The 16,445-nt window shown below is 48.2% G+C and carries 12 protein-coding genes; 4 read left to right on the top strand and 8 right to left on the bottom strand.

Annotated features, from left to right (window positions below; translation table 11 throughout):
- Nucleotides 1–145 precede the first annotated feature (145 nt).
- Together ACOZB4_RS18390 and ACOZB4_RS18385 are read left to right on the top strand one after the other, a co-directional pair.
- Nucleotides 146–1,810: a sensor histidine kinase gene (locus tag ACOZB4_RS18390; protein ID WP_379412237.1), complete on the top strand. Its 1,665-nt coding sequence runs from the start codon at nt 146–148 to the stop codon at nt 1,808–1,810.
- Nucleotides 1,788–3,353 carry a helix-turn-helix domain-containing protein gene (locus ACOZB4_RS18385; protein WP_379412234.1) on the top strand — a complete coding sequence of 522 codons (1,566 nt, stop codon included), beginning with the start codon at nt 1,788–1,790 and terminating at the stop codon, nt 3,351–3,353. The genes ACOZB4_RS18390 and ACOZB4_RS18385 overlap by 23 nt, the downstream gene beginning before the upstream one ends.
- 227 nt (nt 3,354–3,580) lie before the next feature.
- On the opposite strand, the gene ACOZB4_RS18380 is transcribed toward ACOZB4_RS18385, so the two are convergent.
- The 6 genes from ACOZB4_RS18380 to ACOZB4_RS18355 all read right to left on the bottom strand — a co-directional run bounded on the left by ACOZB4_RS18380 (nt 3,581) and on the right by ACOZB4_RS18355 (nt 8,149).
- The gene (locus ACOZB4_RS18380; protein ID WP_379412232.1) at nt 3,581–3,811 is read right to left on the bottom strand and encodes an AbrB/MazE/SpoVT family DNA-binding domain-containing protein; all 231 of its coding nucleotides are present in this window, start codon (nt 3,809–3,811) and stop codon (nt 3,581–3,583) included.
- A 111-nt stretch (nt 3,812–3,922) separates the two neighbouring features.
- Nucleotides 3,923–4,147 (bottom strand): hypothetical protein, encoded by a 225-nt coding sequence (locus ACOZB4_RS18375; protein ID WP_379412228.1) that lies wholly within the window; start codon nt 4,145–4,147, stop codon nt 3,923–3,925.
- A complete protein-coding gene (locus ACOZB4_RS18370) occupies nt 4,105–4,536 on the bottom strand; it encodes a hypothetical protein (protein ID WP_379412226.1) in 432 nt (143 codons plus the stop codon). The genes ACOZB4_RS18375 and ACOZB4_RS18370 overlap by 43 nt, the downstream gene beginning before the upstream one ends.
- A gap of 245 nt (nt 4,537–4,781) precedes the next feature.
- Nucleotides 4,782–5,621, bottom strand: coding sequence for a helix-turn-helix domain-containing protein (locus ACOZB4_RS18365; RefSeq protein WP_379412223.1), 840 nt, complete (start codon nt 5,619–5,621; stop codon nt 4,782–4,784).
- A 68-nt stretch (nt 5,622–5,689) separates the two neighbouring features.
- Entirely contained in the window at nt 5,690–7,528 is a 1,839-nt protein-coding gene (locus ACOZB4_RS18360) for a family 43 glycosylhydrolase (RefSeq protein ID WP_379412517.1), read from the bottom strand.
- Nucleotides 7,529–7,717: 189 nt separating this feature from the next.
- Nucleotides 7,718–8,149, bottom strand: a complete 432-nt coding sequence (locus tag ACOZB4_RS18355) for a hypothetical protein (protein WP_379412221.1) — start codon at nt 8,147–8,149, stop codon at nt 7,718–7,720.
- A 414-nt stretch (nt 8,150–8,563) separates the two neighbouring features.
- Between ACOZB4_RS18355 and ACOZB4_RS18350 the strand changes: the two genes are divergently transcribed.
- Together ACOZB4_RS18350 and ACOZB4_RS18345 are read left to right on the top strand one after the other, a co-directional pair.
- A complete protein-coding gene (locus tag ACOZB4_RS18350; protein ID WP_422759594.1) occupies nt 8,564–8,836 on the top strand; it encodes an HNH endonuclease signature motif containing protein in 273 nt (90 codons plus the stop codon).
- A 313-nt stretch (nt 8,837–9,149) separates the two neighbouring features.
- Nucleotides 9,150–9,626: a hypothetical protein gene (locus ACOZB4_RS18345; RefSeq protein WP_379412216.1), complete on the top strand. Its 477-nt coding sequence runs from the start codon at nt 9,150–9,152 to the stop codon at nt 9,624–9,626.
- A gap of 292 nt (nt 9,627–9,918) precedes the next feature.
- On the opposite strand, the gene ACOZB4_RS18340 is transcribed toward ACOZB4_RS18345, so the two are convergent.
- Entirely contained in the window at nt 9,919–14,685 is a 4,767-nt protein-coding gene (locus ACOZB4_RS18340) for a polysaccharide lyase family 8 super-sandwich domain-containing protein (RefSeq protein WP_379412214.1), read from the bottom strand.
- A 206-nt stretch (nt 14,686–14,891) separates the two neighbouring features.
- Nucleotides 14,892–16,229 carry an extracellular solute-binding protein gene (locus tag ACOZB4_RS18335; RefSeq protein ID WP_379412212.1) on the bottom strand — a complete coding sequence of 446 codons (1,338 nt, stop codon included), beginning with the start codon at nt 16,227–16,229 and terminating at the stop codon, nt 14,892–14,894.
- Nucleotides 16,230–16,445 lie beyond the last annotated feature (216 nt).

Here is a 16,445-nt window from a genome sequence, read left to right as displayed (position 1 = left end):
GGCCTATTGTCCTTTTTTTGAAATCATGATTTTCATGGAAATAACTTGTTCAGCCTGATCCAGGTGTCTTACGTGATATAATATACAAACATATTAAATCCTAGGTGACCACATCATGAAAAGAAGGTACAGCGCTTCATTTAAAATGAATATATTTCGCGCATTATTGGTGATTACATTCCCGCTAATCGGGATGCTGCTTGCGTTCAACTTCTATTCCTATTACGCGTTTAATGCGAAATTTGTCGAATCGAATCAGCAATCCTACGCATTATATGCTCAAAATTTGCAAAACGATCTGGATGCCATCGATAATTTTTTATCCAACGTTGCCGTAAGCGATTACAATTATGCAACGCTGAGCAGTCCTGTCAGCGCGCTTCGGGCTCATGTTGCGTCTCATGAAATTATGACGCAATTCAATACAGCTCTGAACTCGTATGACTTGGCTAACGCTTTTTTTATATATAGTGCTATCAATGACACTTATCGCGACATTTTTGATAACGGGTACAGTTATGAAACGAAAGAAGCCATTCGGCTGCAGATGCGTACATTGACGGAGCGAGCAGAGAACCATTATAACGCGGGTTGGCTCGCTTTCGAAGTTGAAGGTAAAGCCTATCTTTTCAGACTGCTCGGAAAAAACGGCACGTATGCCGCTGCCATGGTGGACTTTGATCAGATCCATTCGATGGATCTTGTGCAAAAAGGAACCGAGGTGATTTACGCCAACAATCAAGGCGCTCCGCTGACGAATAAACCATTCGTCGCAGACCACGAGCTCCAATTAAACGAATATAACAACAACTTTATCATGATTAGCCAGCCCATTCAGAATACGAACCTTCAATTGATCTTTGCTGTACCGAAGCCGGATGTATTCAAGGGAGGGCTTGCTCTATTGTTCGCGCTGTCCTTGTTCACGATTATACTTGTGATCATCAGCTTATTCTTCTTCAACCGGTCGCTCCTCTCTCCTTGGCATCGCCTGATGACGAGCATTGGCAAAGGCTCAGCACAGGAGCTAAGAGAAGAATACCGCATCGAAGAATTCAAGCAGGTGGGCGCGGCATTTAACCATTTGACAACCCAGGTCAATCACTTGAAGATTGTCGCCTATGAACATGAGATTGAACGGCAGAAGGCAGAGCTGCAGCATTTGCAGCTGCAAATTCGCCCCCATTTCTTTCTAAACTGCTTGAAAAGCCTGTACGGGATGGCCCAGCAGCAAAGCTACGAGCGCATTCAGCATATGATCCTGGCGATATCCAACCACCTACGCTACAATTTCAAGGATAATCTGCAGCTCGTCTCCCTTCAGCAGGAGCTAGATCATGTTCTGAACTATATACGGATTCAGCAAATTGCTCATCATGTTCCGCCGCTGTGTGAATACAGCGTCGATAGCGCCTTGAAGGATTTTACGATACCGCCTCTATCCATTCAGGCCTTCGTGGAGAACAGCATCAAATATGCAACGAAGCCGAATGAACAGCTGCGGGTCGAGATTAAAGCGATTCTGCTAAAGAGTGACGATGGAGATTATGCGGATATCACCATTCAGGATAATGGCGCCGGCTTTACGGATTCGATTCTGCATGAGCTGAATCATGGGGACAGCAGCTTCCATAAGGATATCCATATCGGAATCAGCAATGTGCGTCATCGCTTGTCCATGCTGTACGGGGAGCGGGCGATGCTTGCCTTTTTCAACACAGAGAAAGGTGCGGTTGCTGAAATCATAATCCCGATCCAAGCAAGAATACAAGGCAAGGAGGAAGCTTATGAACGTTCTAGTGGTGGATGATCAATATGATGTTGTGCAAGGAGTTATAGCAGGAGTCAATTGGCAGGAGCTGCATATCGATCATGTGTATCCCGCGTATGGCCCGGACGAAGTCAGAACGCTATTAAATCATCATCATGTACATATTATGCTGTGTGACATCGAAATGCCGCTGGAGAATGGACTGGAGTTGTTCAAATGGGTAAAAGCTCAATTTCCTGCCATCGAGTGTATCTTCCTGTCTTCTTATTCCGAATTTGAATATGCGCAGGAAGCCATTCAGCTTGGCTGCTTCGATTATATTCTCCAGCCTGCAAGGTACGAAGATATTCAAGCATCCATTGAGCGTGCGATCCATAAGATTCATGCCAATACCCACATGCGGCAAATTTATGAGTATGGTGCCTATTGGCGGCAAAATGAAGAATTGCTGCTCGAGAACTGTGTCCGCAGCTTCATGCTGGATTCCCGAATGCATCCGCAGCAGCTGCTGCGAGATTTGAGCAATATCCATATTTCCGTCTCCACTCATGCTCAATTCGGTTCCATCCTGATCCAGCTTACGAAATCGAATCCGCACAAAGACACCATAAAATATGAGCTGAGAAGCATCATATCGGAGCTCATAGAGCCTTATAACCTCGACCTGCTGTTCGTGCAGCTGGATCAGATGAATTATTTGACACTTCTTTATACGGAGGGTGTATTCGATGCCCCCATCTCGGAATTGATGAAGCAATTTATCGACATGGCACAAAATGAGCTCGGCTGCTCAGCAGCCTGCTATATCTCCGATATCGGGGAACCGGAAAAGCTTAAACTGCACTACAAAGCACTCTGCCATATGCGGCAGCAAAATGTCGCTTTATACAGCAAAGTCTTTACGATGCAGCATCTGAACAAGATCAAGGATAGTTCCTACTCCTTTCCCAAGATGCAGAACTGGTCCATGCTCATATCCCATAACAGCATTAAGACCGTCCGGGATCAGATCCATAGCTACCTCCATCAGCAAAAGCAGCTGGGGATTATGTCCGCTGAATTTCTGGCCAGGTTTCATCAAGACTATATCCAGATTTTCTTGACAGCGGCCAACCAGTTGAAGCTCGAAGTGAACGATATCTTCTTTGAGCAATACCCTTATGCCGACTACCTTGAAGCTTATACATCCCTGGATAAAATGATCGACCTGGTCCATTTCACGCTTGATTATGTTCAAGCGCATGCCGGGGAGGCTCATCATACCCAATCCCCGATTGAACGGGCCATTGATTATATCAATCAGAACATCGAAAAGAATTTTAGCCGTGCGGAAGTAGCGGAAGCCATCTATCTGAACCCGGAATACTTATCCCGGTTGTTCAAGAAAGCGAAGGGCATATCCCTGAACGACTTTATTATCACGCGGAAAATGGAAATTTCGAAATCATTGTTAATGAGCACGCACATTCCGGTTCATCTCATTGCTTCCAAGGTGGGTTATTCCAACTTCTCTTATTTCTCACAGGTGTTTAAAAAACACTGCGGCCTAACCCCGCTCGAATATCGGCAGCAGCAGGGCTGAAGGAGGGATGCTCCGGTGAATCGATTTAAGCGAATAATGAAAATAAAGCAGAGGGGCCAAGAATCTTAGGAGATTCTTGGCCCCTCTGCTTGTTCTCTTCTCCTCACTAATGCACAACATTCAGTTAAGCTCCAAATCTCTCCGATGCCCGCTCCTCAATAGCTTCTTAAGGCTCTTGGATCGTGGATTAAATTGAATCCATACGAAGTCACCACAATAATATTCTTTTACCGTGACTCCCGTCCTTGCGACTCACCCGTTTGAACCTCGGAATGGATATTATCAGGTGTTATTTTCGAAAGTACATCTTCTAATGTTTTGGTCCGTGGTTTGATGACGAGATGACCATCTTTAAGGTCAAGATCAATTTTTGACCCCTCTTTCAGTCCTACCTCCATAGCCAGTTCTTTTGGGATGCGGATGCCTAAACTGTTCCCCCATTTTTGAACTTGCAACATGCTACCACCTCACACCAATGTTTATACAAAGTATGAACATTGGTGTGGAATGAAGTCAAATTATCGACCTTTGATAAATTATACAAAATCCTTTGATTACCTAAGACTTGCTTACATTACAACCACCCGCTGATTTTCATCTTCATAGGCGTAATCAAGCTCAATAGCTCTGTGAATTCCTAACCGAATCGACTTCTTTAAGGCACTACCGGACCTAGCATATCCGAGCGTTTTTACCACTTGTTTCATTAATTCATCATAAGGAAGACTAATTTGAGAAGACAGAATGGATATCACGGCAACCGCAACTTCTTCCGGCGGCAAATCCTCAGCCATTCGCTCGCATCCATTATTTCGTCCCACTTGCCCTCGTCATCCCAGATCAGCGAGGAACCAAGGAAAGGGGCCGATACCTCCTTGGCTTGATTCAGCTTCTGTTCTTCTTCCTGCAGTGAAATGATATCCATCAAGTGAGTTCTGACATCTTCCTTCGCTATCACTTGATCGGAAACGGCCATTTTCTTTAGCAGATTAAAAATGCGGTTTTGCCCGGTCCATTTCGGAAGGAACCATTTTAACTCCAAGCTATCCCAAGCAGACAGCGTCATTTGGGCATCTAAACGGAGAGCCTCGGAAGTGAAGAATCTGTAAACCTTAGCTCTGGCCTGGTCTCGGCGTTTGCCTTGATGAGCCGCGTCCTTTAGCTTTTCGACCGATTCTGCCACATTGATCTCCTGCAAGGAGCCGGTTTAATATCCGGGACACAGCTAGCCAGCTCACACAACTGTGCAAGTATGGACACTTTGTCATGAGTCAGCGGAACAGTTCAATGCTACGAACAATACTCTTTTCCCATTAGTGCTAGGGAACGGAAAGTCCTGGGCTGCCGCTATTTTTCATTGTGAGATCGCCTGGTATGTTCAAGGGCAAATAAAAAAAATAGCCCGGCGCAAAGCTGGACTAAGTGCTTTTATAACGATTCCTTTCTCCATTCCAATGGCGTCTTGCCCACATGTTTGATGAACAGATCATAGAAGCGGCTGGAGGAAGTAAATCCGACTTCGGAGGCGATAAACTCGACAGGTTTGTCGGTATGACGCAACAGCCGTTTGGCTTCGTTCAAGCGGACGGAGATGATATACTGCTTCGGCGATACGCCGACACGATCTGAAAATTTTTTGCGGAAGATGCGCTCGGAATGGAAGCGGCGCGCGGCCATATCGGCAATCTTTAATGAAGTAAAATAGGTCAGATGAATTTCCTTCAGCGCGTCCTGTATCATCCGCTCGTCGCTGTCTTCGTCGGCAGGAGCTGGCGATGAAGCTTGAGTCGCGTTCGTGTGGTATAACAGCAGCATCGTTTCCAGCGCATTGCACATTAGATCATGCGAATATTCATTCATCCGCACCCGCACATATTCTTCTCCCAATTGCTCTATCGCAGCCTTTGCTCTATCGAGGTGAGTCTTGTTTAACCGTGATTTCAAAATTTGATTCGGATACTGCCTATATGCGTGCTGAAGCAAAAATTGACAGAAGGACGGGATGTCGCTGGAATCGTAGTGTACCGAGATCCCGTCCCACGCTTTCAAGCACACGAAGCCGTGAAGGATGCCGGCGGGAATGAGGATTAAATCGCCTGCCGTAACCTGTACGTTTTGACCAGCTGAGGAGTAATAGCCTTCTCCCTCAAAAATAAGCGTTATTTCGTCGGTATCGTGCGTGTGTGAGCGGAACAAGCCTGCTCCCTGCTCACCCGCAAACGCATGAGGGGTAAAATGTTCGATGTTTTCAACAAATCCGTATCTCATCGGGATCCCATGCCTTTGTAGATAATGGTTTCCCCTTATTGTAATGGTTAACGGATACGCTTACAACTTTAATCCAAACGATACAGCAGCCACAGTTGCGCATTTCCACCTGGAAGATCTTTCCAAGTTCCTACATCCGCTCCGCTGTCGATGCTGGCCCCGCTTACATCGAGCGCTTTTCCCGACTTCACGTTGATCCATTTGCAGTAGCCGTTCCCGGTATCGGTGAGTTTCCATTTTTGCGTATCCAGGCCTTGATTCTCCAAGATGCCCACTCTTCCCCAAGATTCCGCAGGATCCAGCACGGTCAACGCTTTGCCGGAGTTCGGGTTGATCAATGTATAGGTTCCATCCTCATTCAAGGCAATCTTCCAGCGCTGCGCCGCCCCTCCTTCGGAATCATTCCACATCTGGGTCCATGTCCCATCCGCCATACCTGCATCAACGACTTCGAGCGCCTTGCCGCCATTCGGGTTAATAAGTTTATACTCGGCTCCAGGCTTGATCGAGAACGCGTTGCTGCCCGCAAGCTCAATGTAGTCGATCTCAACGGCATGTTTGCCTTTTGTGAATTCGATCATGTTGTTATAACCTTTCTTCAACTCGACTTGGATCGAGGCCGTCGCATATTGATGGCTTCCCGTGTGAGGCAATGCCATCAATCCGGCCGGTTTGCCGTTCACCGTTACATGTTCCAATGCATCGGGGCCATCGGTGTTCGAATATCGAAGGCTTAAGGTGTAGCTTCCCTCCTCCGACACCATGACATCCTTGATCATTAAGGAGCTGTTTTGGTTATTGAGCCGCACGACTTTGCCGCCGGATGCGCCCTTCTCCTCCTTTATTAACGCTTTGACCGGTGCTCCATGTTCCGCTTCAATCCGATAATCGCCCGACGGAACTGCAAGAGGACCATTTGTTGGGGCACCCAGGTTCGGAGAACCATCGTTCCAAGTAAAAGGCTGTACCCTTGTCGGCCTAGCGCCGCAGCCTTTACCGGGTCCGCTGTTGCCGTGGTACACGATTAAATCCTGCGTCCCGTCCTTGGATGGAACGAAGGAGTTGTGTCCCGGTGCGTAAACGCCTTGTTCCGGCGCCTTGGCGAAAATCGGTTGAGGGCTCTTCGTCCACGATGCGGGATTCAGCAAGTCGCTCGCAGCGCCCGCTGTCAGAATGCCAAGAGAGTAGTCGTCTTCCCAGCAGGCGCTTGCGGAATAGACAAGGGATATTTTTCCATTTTTCTTCAATATGACGGCACCTTCATTGACAGGCATGCCTTTCATTTCCCAGTCGTATTCGGGCTTCGTCAGAATCATATTATCCCCGTCCAGCGTCCACGGATTTGACATTGGAGCTATGGCGATCGCGCTGCCGTGACTGCCCGACCAATCCCCATATGCCGCGTACAGGAAGTATAACCGGCCGTTATGGTCGAATACCGTGCCGTCCAATCCCGAATACTGTGTGTTCAGCTTGCCTTTGTCGGTCCAATCGCCCTGTAAAGGATCCGCTGAATCATTTTCCAGGACATATACTCCCCGGCAGTTATCGCCGCAGCCGGTGTTCGCTGTATAGTAGCATTTGCCGCCGATATTGTGGATTTCCGGTGCCCAAATGTCCTTTAAGCCGGAAGGCGGTGTCCACACCGTTTTTCGTTCTCCCAGATCAATGGCTGTCAGCGATCTCGATTTCCAAATATCCAGTCTGTTGCCCAACGTGCGCGTAAAATAATAATATCCGTCCGAATGCAGCATAACGTATGGATCCGCTCCAGCCGTATTGATCGGGTTTGAATAGTTCATAGTGGATGCGGCTGACGAATCGTAAGCCCAAAAAGAAGTCAATGTAAGCGTGAACAGAAGAACCAGCGCGGTTAGTTTAAATTTGAGTCCTCTAGCAGCGCGCATTTGTGTCACATCGGTATGTAAAAAATAGGATTGCTCCAATCGCGATCAGACAAATACAATGATAGACCGTTAACGGCTTTGAAAGCTCCGGAAAGCGGTTGCATCTTTTAATCAAACAAGCTGAAAATAAACCGGATTCGACGGTCAAATTCGGATATCCATAGATGCTGCCTCCTCTCACTTCCGAATTCATTCCTTGCCGATCACTTCATTAATCTGTTTAATAAAATCCCGGCTATAAATCACATCGTTCGGGTTGTTCGTGATCCAATCGCTATAAAACTGATCGATTTTCGAACCGCCGGATCGTTTCCACAGATCCTGCACGTCTGCCAGCGCCTGCTCGGGGGTATACTTGCTGCCGCCGACAATCGATTTTCTCCACATGTCGGAGACGGTCGGCCCTTTTTCATTAATCCATTTCGTCCATCGGTTGTTGTCGATCGTCCCCGCTTCAGGCGGGACGTTGCCCCGGTCATACAGGGTAGCCGTGATATGCTCCCGCTTGCTGTCTCCGGCTCCGGACGCCGATTTATCGGACGAGCAGCCGGACAGGGCTTCCGCGGTCATTAGCACCGACGTCAAGGCGAGAACGGATAGCTTTTTCATTTTTCGTTTCATACATGACCCTCCCAAATGATATAAATTCCTGTTCTTTTAGCCCTTGATGGCGCCGATCATCACACTTTTTCGAAATACTTCTGCAGAAATGGATATACAACCAGCATAGGAATCAGCATGACGAATAAGGCTGCTGCTTGTCGGAAAGTATGAGCACCCTGAAAATCCCCCACCGACCTACAAGAAATTCTACGGCGGTGGCTTCAGGACTTTCCAATTGACTAATGTGCACCTGTATCCAATCGCAGATGTAAAAACAAGTAAACTATGTGCTGCAGTCAAAGCCTTCCCCCTTACACGAAGGAAGGCAGAGAACGGATACATAAAAAGTTGCGACCGGATATTCAACGGGAACTCGTAAAGCTGATGGAATCAAACCTTCCGAACCGAAGTGTCGAATATATGGACAATCGAATGAGTCGCTACAGCATGAAGATGGGGAAATGCAAAATTACAGGCGTTCATCTTTTTGCAACGTACGTTCACTGCTACCACTATGTACCTCTACATCTTGGAGGCAGCGATAAATTCAGCAACCTGCGCATCCTCCATAAAGAGGTTCACAGATTAATTCACTCTACACTCAAAGAGACGATTGACGTGCTGAGATCCAAGTTCGGCATCACCGAGCCTATGGTCAAGTTGATCAACCAGTACCGCAATAAATGCGGTTTGGAACCGATCTGACCTTCTCTTTCTAGGAGTAACGTGGAACTTATGATTTAGTAAATTCATTTAGATGGAACGCCGGATGCCGGGAAACTGGCACGTCCGGTGTGAAGCAAGGGAAAAGCTGGAGATAACATCAAACGCTTACCTATACGACCTATAGCTTAATAAATAACTAAAACGCGGCTGTCGGCATAGATCGACAGCCGCGTTGCGCTAACGGGCAGGTTAGTTTAATAAGCTTAAATGGATAATCAACAGAATAGACCTAATTTTTTTAATGTTAGGATCGCCAAAGATAAGGCAATCACTCATTGGAGGTGTGCTAGGTTTGAATAAAAATAAAGAGAAAGATCCCATGATTTTTGATATTCATGTTGCTGAAGGTAGCCATTATATGGTCGGTAAACAACGAGCGATTACAATGAAAGAACACTATTCAGAAGATATACCTTATTTCACTAGTCCAATAGAAGGGCAGAATTACATTACCGCATCAACTGCTCACAAGAGAATGATCTTAATTGAAAAAATATGCTCTGGTTTTGTAGATGAAATACAAGGATTCGCTGATGAAGTAGGCATAGAGCCGGAAAGAATAATTTGTTACGCCAATTCATATCATAATTCTCCTCACTTTTGTCAATTTGCAGTGCAGCCCTCAAACACGAGCGATGGTCATTTTTATGTGGGAAGAAGCTACGAATACTTTGTAAGGGATGAGAGAAGCTTATGCATTACACGGGTAACAGGAAAACCAAGTCATATTGGTTTTCCTTGCAAAACTCCAGGAGAATGGATGGGATGAAGGAATATGGTCTCGTCGTTTCCGTGTCCAGTGTACGGCCTACGAATGGAACGTATATATGCGGTAGAATTTATAGTCGATATTGCAAAAGGATTACATACATTGAAGACGATCGTTCAAAGAGAATTCTGAAGAGGCATAATTTAAAGCGGCTGCTCAGGTGACATCTAAGGGGTAGCCTCCTACCCGATTACCCCGAAATTGTAGACGGGTTGTAGATGACCGGGAGAAAGCGCAGGCACAGCATGAGGAACATATCTGTTCCTACGCTGTGCCTGCTGTTATCTATGTTTTATTGTTCCAATATTCGAACCAATATGGTCACCGCTTCCGCCCGGGTCGCAGTACCGTTCGGAACGAACTTATTGTCGCCGCGGCCGCTCACGATGTCCAGCTTGCGAACCGCCTCAATTGCGCCTTTCGCCCACTTCGGGATGTCCTTATCGTCCGCGAAGCCGGTCGTTGCGCCTGCTTCAGCAGACAGTTTAAGCGCTCTAGCGATCATCGCTGCCATTTCCGCACGGGTAATACGCGCATTCGGTCGGAAGCTGCTGTCCGCGTACCCGCTCACAATGCCTGCTTCAACAGCATTCGCGATTTCTTGCTTCGCCCATCCGCCAATTTTGTCCTCATCCGTAAACGCAGTCGCTGAACCTGCTCCTTCCAGCTTAAGCGCCTTAGCCAGCATGAACGTAAATTCGGCGCGGGTAATGGCGGCATTCGGCTTGAACGTTCCGTCCGGATAGCCGCTGACAAGCTTCATGTCTGCCGCGCTCAGGATGGCGCTCTTCGCCCAATGTTCTGCGATGTCTGTGAACGATGGCGCCGGCGCGTTCGGTTCGCCGCTTTCGTCCTTATTCTCGCCTACAGCCATGACCGCAAACTTGGTAAAGTGATCAATCTCGGCCGTAATTCGATCGCCGTTCACGACGCCGCCTATTTCAATCCATGCTTTCTTTGCTTCGTCATAGTAGAAGATAGCGACTCTCTGATTGTCTTCTACGAGAGACGGATCGAACTTCATCGAGATGACGATCGGCTTCTTAAAGTTGCCGGTTGTATTTTTCGTCAATTCAAAGACGTTGCTGACAAGCGTTTCTTTATCGAATACGAGGTTTGCCGTACTGAGCAGCTTCTCGATCTTGATGCGCAGCTCTTGCTCCGCCGCCCCTGCGCCTATCGTTAGGATAACTTCTTTATCGAGGCTGACCTCGCCGGCCCGTCCACTCGGAATAAGAATGATGCCGTTAGTCGATTCGATGACGGAAGTATCATTGCCATTACCTGTGCCGCTGACCGGCGCCTCCGGTTGCGGAGCCGTCGGCGTCTCCGGTTGCGGATCCTTCGGTGTCGCCGTCACGGCATTGGAGAACTTGCTCTCGCCCCCCGCTCCCACGGCTTTCACTGAGAACGCGTATTGCGTGCCATTCGTCAGACCGGTTACTGTGTATGCGGTTTCCGTGACGTTCGCCTGAACTTGCACCCAATCGGCCGGATCAACCGGAGCCGCAGACCCTGCATACTTGTAAACGACATAGGTATCCGCTCCAGCCACGGCATCCCAACTCAGCGAAACTTTCCGGTCTTCCGCCAAGGCGGCAAGACGAACCGGCGCTGCCGGAACCTGCGACAATGTCGAATTCGGCGTCGCCGTCACGGCCATGGAGAAATCACTCTCGCCTCTCGCATCTACGGCTTTCACCGTGAACGCATAGCTCGTTCCGTTCGTCAATCCGGTTACCGTATATGTGGCTTCCGTTACGCTGGCTTGAACCAGCTGCCAGTTGCCCGGATCGGCCGGCGCCGCCATGCCTTCATATAGGTACACGGAATAGGTGACGCTTTCCGCTGAAGCGTCCCATCTTAAGGTTACGGATCGGTCGTCGGACGCCGCCGTCAAATTCGCAGGCGAAGCCGGAACAGATGCTTCATCCGACGATGGGATCACTTCGTTCGACGGCGCGGACGAGGCCGATTCCCATTTGGCGTTCCTTGCTATCACCGTAAAGGTATACGCCGTACCGTTCGTCAGACCGGTGACGGTGATTGGGCTGTCCGAACCTTCCGCCGTCGCAACAGCTTCTCCGTTTGCCCACGCGGTTACCTTATAGCCTGTAATTTCGCTTCCGCCGTTATGGATCGGCGCGGCAAAGCTCACCTCAGCAGACCCGTCATGACCGATGGCATGCACATCAGAAGGCGCGTCCGGGGCGGTAGCAAGAGCCGAATACACTTTAAATTCCCAGAGTGAGTAGCCGTATGTGGTCGCTCTTTTCGTGCCATTCATCTTAACGTATCTTGCATTCACTGGTTCGAAGGAGATCCTATCGATTCCGCCGTCTCCGGTTGTGGTGCTGTAAACTGTAGTCCAATTCGTCGCGTCGTTGGAAACCTGAATTTGGTACGCCTTACCATACGCGTCTTCCCAATGTAGATCGACCCCCTGGAAGGATTGACTAGTGCCAAGATCGACATAGATCCACTCCTGATCGGAATAGTTAGATCCCCAACGGGTACTAAGTGAGCCATCGACTGCATAACCAGGCCCCACGTTCGCGGCTTTGGACGAGCTTGCCTTTACCGGCTTGCCCTCTGCAAGATTGGGTGGTACTGCTTCATACACATTAAATTCATTAAGTGAGTAGCCATTTCCGGTACCCTGCTGAACTCCTTGCATACGAACGTACCTGGCACTGACTGGACTGAAAGAAATCTCTTCGATTCCGCCTTCACCCGTCGTCGTTGAGTAAACATCCGTCCAGGTGACAGCATCGTTCGATACTTGAATTTTATAACTCTCCCCGTACGCTTTCTCCCAATTTAGCCTAACTTTATTGATCAAAAATTGATTTTGTAAATCAACATAAATCCATTCATTATCCGAATCGTTTGAACCCCAATACGAAGTTCTGTAAAGATCCGTAGCCTTCGAGGCATATAGGTTGTCTTTGCTGGATGAAGCGGTTGCACCTTTATCGTAAGCGAGATCGAATCCGCTGTCGTCGATGGAGGATCCCTCATTCAAAGTAATGCTTCGGCCTGTGAACGTATCCTTGCCGAGCGTATAGCTTGTCGTGGAAGTTTCTCCGTTTCGATCCAGCGTCACGTTCACTGTAATCCCCGGTGTTTCGGGATTGGCAACTGAAATACGGACAGGTGCTGTGGATTCGTCAACGATAACCATTGCGGGTTGATCTACTGTGACAGTCAAACCGTCTCTCACCGTCACCGTTCCGGGTTGATAAAACAGCAACTCCGCAATTCCCAGAGACGTATGCCGGACAGCCTGGACGGACGATGTATTCGAAAGAATACTTATCGGGTTGTCGCTCGCGTAGCTGCTGACCTCTTCGGAGGTTTTGTTCGGCAATACAATGTATTGGTAGGAAGCGTTTGTGGGATTCACGCCATGATCTAGCCAAAGCGAAAAAATCGGCTTTGTAATCGCCTCCGTTGAACTTCCCAAGATGACGTCGCTCCATTTTCCGGTTTTCGTCTCCCGTTTTACTTGAAAATCCGTCGGATTCGGGAATATATAGCCGATATTATCGTTATAAGCCCAGCGTCCGTTGGTTTGCATCGTTCCGTCCGCTATCGGATTACCATCTACGAGAACTTCGCCTATCGCCTGACTTTGGTTTAATGTCGTGTGGATAGGAGCCGCATTCGTCGAAGTGATTCCTGTACCAAGCGCCACCATTTCATCATCGAAAAAGAAGTAACCTTTCTTCCCGCTTGTACTCAGCTTGTTAAAATCAAACGCGGTGGCTCCATAACGCTCGGTTGTCACTCCGCCTATAAACGTCTTGGGATTGTTGAAGTTCCCGTCTTTCGTGAATGCGTACGGGGCCGTCGTTCCGGGAACATGGGCCCAATCCATCAGCGGATAAACGGGTCTGTATTCGTCGCCGGTTCTCTGAATGGCGGTGGCTCCTTGCGGCGTCCAGTACAACAGGTTATATCCGCTAGGATTAATTGTTCTCCATTCGCCGCCTTTGACCGTGCTGGAAGACATCTTGACCGTAATTCCATAGTCATTTCGCATATGGGAGGAGACTAGCGTCTGCCATTGCGTCATATTGTTGGCATTCAGTCCGTTGCTCGTGCTCGTACCGAAGTTGCGAATATTGTAAAGGAAACTTGCAAACTCCCCAGCCCGCTTCGGATTGGCCGTCTCCATCCACTGCAACGGATCTTCATAGAAGGTCAAAGCCGCGCTCGCATAATCCGGCCAGTCAGGTCCATTCATCCCCATGCCCAGATCGGCAACATCACCTCTCACGAGATACCTGGTGCCGTCCAACAAGTATGACGATAACGAATCAATCGCCGCCTCGCTGTATGAGAACATGGTGCCCGAGGTAATGTACGCCCAGAATGACATATCTCTGGCAAAGCTTCTTCCATAGCCCGTCGTATAATTCGTTTTGCCATGCATGAAAAAAGACATGTCTGACTGGATTCCCGTCAAAGTCGTCGTCACATTCGACAGTACGTTAAACGCATTCACGGCGTTCCGAACGATCTGGGCATCCTCCAGCAATAAGCCCCGGTACATATAATTTTGATTGTACCAGGACGAATTGGCTCCATCGACAGTGTGAGGGCTGCTGTCTAACGTGTCAATAATATTGGAGACTTGCGTTGCCGTTAAATAGCCTTCACATAGAAGCGCAATTTTTTCCAGCCTTAGTTGTTTGCCGATTCCGGTCTCCCACCAGTTGGTTGAAGTCGGCTTTACCGTGAACCAGTAGTCCAGCGCCTTTTGAATACCGCCTAACATTGCTTCACTATGATAGTACGGACCATTCGGGTCAGCGAACGCCTGAGCCATCGATTGCATCCGATCTAATGCAAGGTAGGGTGACCAGGCTCTCCCATTGGCGCTGGAGGCTGTACTCGCGTAATCGACATCCCCCCAGCTTCCATCCGATTTTTGATTGGATAAATAAGTACCTGCCTGTGATTTGAAGGTCCATTCGACCCGACCGTTCGTTCCGTCATTTATGATATCTTTGGAGATGTAAAAATCAACCATACGCTTTTTCATCAATTTCATATCAGAGATCTCTTGAGAAACATTCGTCTCCTCGGGAGTGCTCGCCGATACGGACGAGTATAAAAATAGGGAAGATATCATTGAACAAACAATAACAAGACATATCCACCTTTTTACAAACCTTTGCATTTGGTTAGCCATCCACATGTGCTCCTTGTTAGCCGCTACCATCAGAATGCTTATCCATTTTTTATGAGCAACCAGACTCATTTTGTGACCTCCTGGTAGTTATTCAATTCCTTCTGCATATCAGAAGCCAGCTGTTCTGGAGTGATCGCCCCCAGTGTGATTGCTTGTAAGCCATTGTTCAGCACCGAGATGACCGTTGCTGGCAATACCGAGTCGTATACAGGCGCCTTACCATCATTCGTTGCCTCAATCACTTCCTTCGTCACTTCTGACACACCTTCTGGTATCTCAATGTTAGCTGGAATCATCAAGCCATCTAATACGAGATTCGCATACAATTCCTCGCTATAGAAGTACTTCAAAAATGCAAACGCCGCTTCTTTTTCCTCACTGCTCAGATCAGCATTCAGCGCAATACCCACACTGCTAACACCTGAGACGTTCTCCGCCTTGCCTAATCCGCCTTCCAGTACCGGGAACCGCGCTACTCCGATATTCTTGCCTTCTGGCTTCACTTCCAAGATCGGTCCTACATCCCATGATCCTCCGAAGAACATAGCTCCCTTCCCTTGAATGAAGTTATCTCTCGCTTGGAAGTCATCCAGCGTATTCATGTCCTCATTGAATGTCTTCAAACTAGTCATCTCTTGGATAACGGACAATCCTTGCAGAAATTGTGGATCAGAGAAAGTGGCGCTGCCATCCAACACCTTCGTCAAATAGTCGCTTCCCGTCGCGCGATCCGCTATCGTTGACAAGTAAACTGACTGCAATACCCATTGTCCTTTGTTTCCCAGTTGGATCGGCGTTGTGCCTCCCTCAACCAGCTTGGCGATCATATCCTTGAAGTCTGCATAGGTATCTGGAAACACATCGTAACCTGCCGCCTTCAGCATATCCTTGTCATAGAAGATCAAGCTGGTGTAACTCATCGTTCCAGGTACCGCATATTGCTTGCCGTCATGCCCATACTCTGCCATGATATCGTCAGCAATCAAGTCGCTCCAATTGGACTTGATCTCATCAATCGGCAGTAACACTCCACCTGCTGCCAGCGGCTCCAGCTCTGCTCCTGGCCAGACTTGAAGCAATTCTGGTAGTTGCTTGCCAGCTGCTTGCGTTTTCAGCTTCGTCTTGTACTGGTCATGCGTCGTCGTCTGCATCTCAACTGTAATTCCCTCTTGACTTGCATTGAAGGCTTCAACACGCGCCTTCGCCGCCTTGCCCTCGGCAGCCTCATCCGTCCAGGTGTTCCACAGTACCAACTTGATCGGGTCTTTGCTAGCGCTACCCGTACTGGATGTACCTCCGCTAGATGAACCTTGGCTTGAATTGTCTGATCCACATGCTGCTAGCATTGATGTGATCAGTAATAGAATGGTTAGCAGCAGTACCCCTTTTCGTTTTCCTAGCATTGTGATTACCCCTTCTGCTTCAAATGTAAGCGCATACTTTATTTGCGCTTATGTTAAAGACTATCAACTAACAGAGTTTAACGTAATCCGAAAATACTCTAAAAACATCCAAAATTCTTCAAGAGGTTGTTCAAAAAGTCCGCTTTTGATCACGAAGTGAATCAAGAAGTAACTCGGCATCGAATCTTGAATTCACCCGGGGACTTCCGGTGCTCA

Source organism: Paenibacillus sp. NPDC058898 (assembly GCF_049316025.1).
Lineage (GTDB): Bacteria > Bacillota > Bacilli > Paenibacillales > Paenibacillaceae > Paenibacillus_AQ.
This window is presented reverse-complemented; position numbering and strand designations above follow the sequence as displayed.

Bases quoted from the DNA above. Each gene is read 5' to 3' on its own strand.
- ACOZB4_RS18385 (WP_379412234.1), top strand. From the start codon at position 1,788: ATGAACGTTCTAGTGGTGGATGATCAATATGATGTTGTGCAAGGAGTT.
- ACOZB4_RS18390 (WP_379412237.1), top strand. From the start codon at position 146: ATGAATATATTTCGCGCATTATTGGTGATTACATTCCCGCTAATCGGG.
- ACOZB4_RS18365 (WP_379412223.1), bottom strand. From the start codon at position 5,621: ATGAGATACGGATTTGTTGAAAACATCGAACATTTTACCCCTCATGCG.
- ACOZB4_RS18355 (WP_379412221.1), bottom strand. From the start codon at position 8,149: ATGAAACGAAAAATGAAAAAGCTATCCGTTCTCGCCTTGACGTCGGTG.
- ACOZB4_RS18375 (WP_379412228.1), bottom strand. From the start codon at position 4,147: ATGGCTGAGGATTTGCCGCCGGAAGAAGTTGCGGTTGCCGTGATATCC.
- ACOZB4_RS18350 (WP_422759594.1), top strand. From the start codon at position 8,564: ATGAGTCGCTACAGCATGAAGATGGGGAAATGCAAAATTACAGGCGTT.
- ACOZB4_RS18380 (WP_379412232.1), bottom strand. From the start codon at position 3,811: ATGTTGCAAGTTCAAAAATGGGGGAACAGTTTAGGCATCCGCATCCCA.
- ACOZB4_RS18340 (WP_379412214.1), bottom strand. From the start codon at position 14,685: ATGAAATTGATGAAAAAGCGTATGGTTGATTTTTACATCTCCAAAGAT.
- ACOZB4_RS18360 (WP_379412517.1), bottom strand. From the start codon at position 7,528: ATGCGCGCTGCTAGAGGACTCAAATTTAAACTAACCGCGCTGGTTCTT.
- ACOZB4_RS18335 (WP_379412212.1), bottom strand. From the start codon at position 16,229: ATGCTAGGAAAACGAAAAGGGGTACTGCTGCTAACCATTCTATTACTG.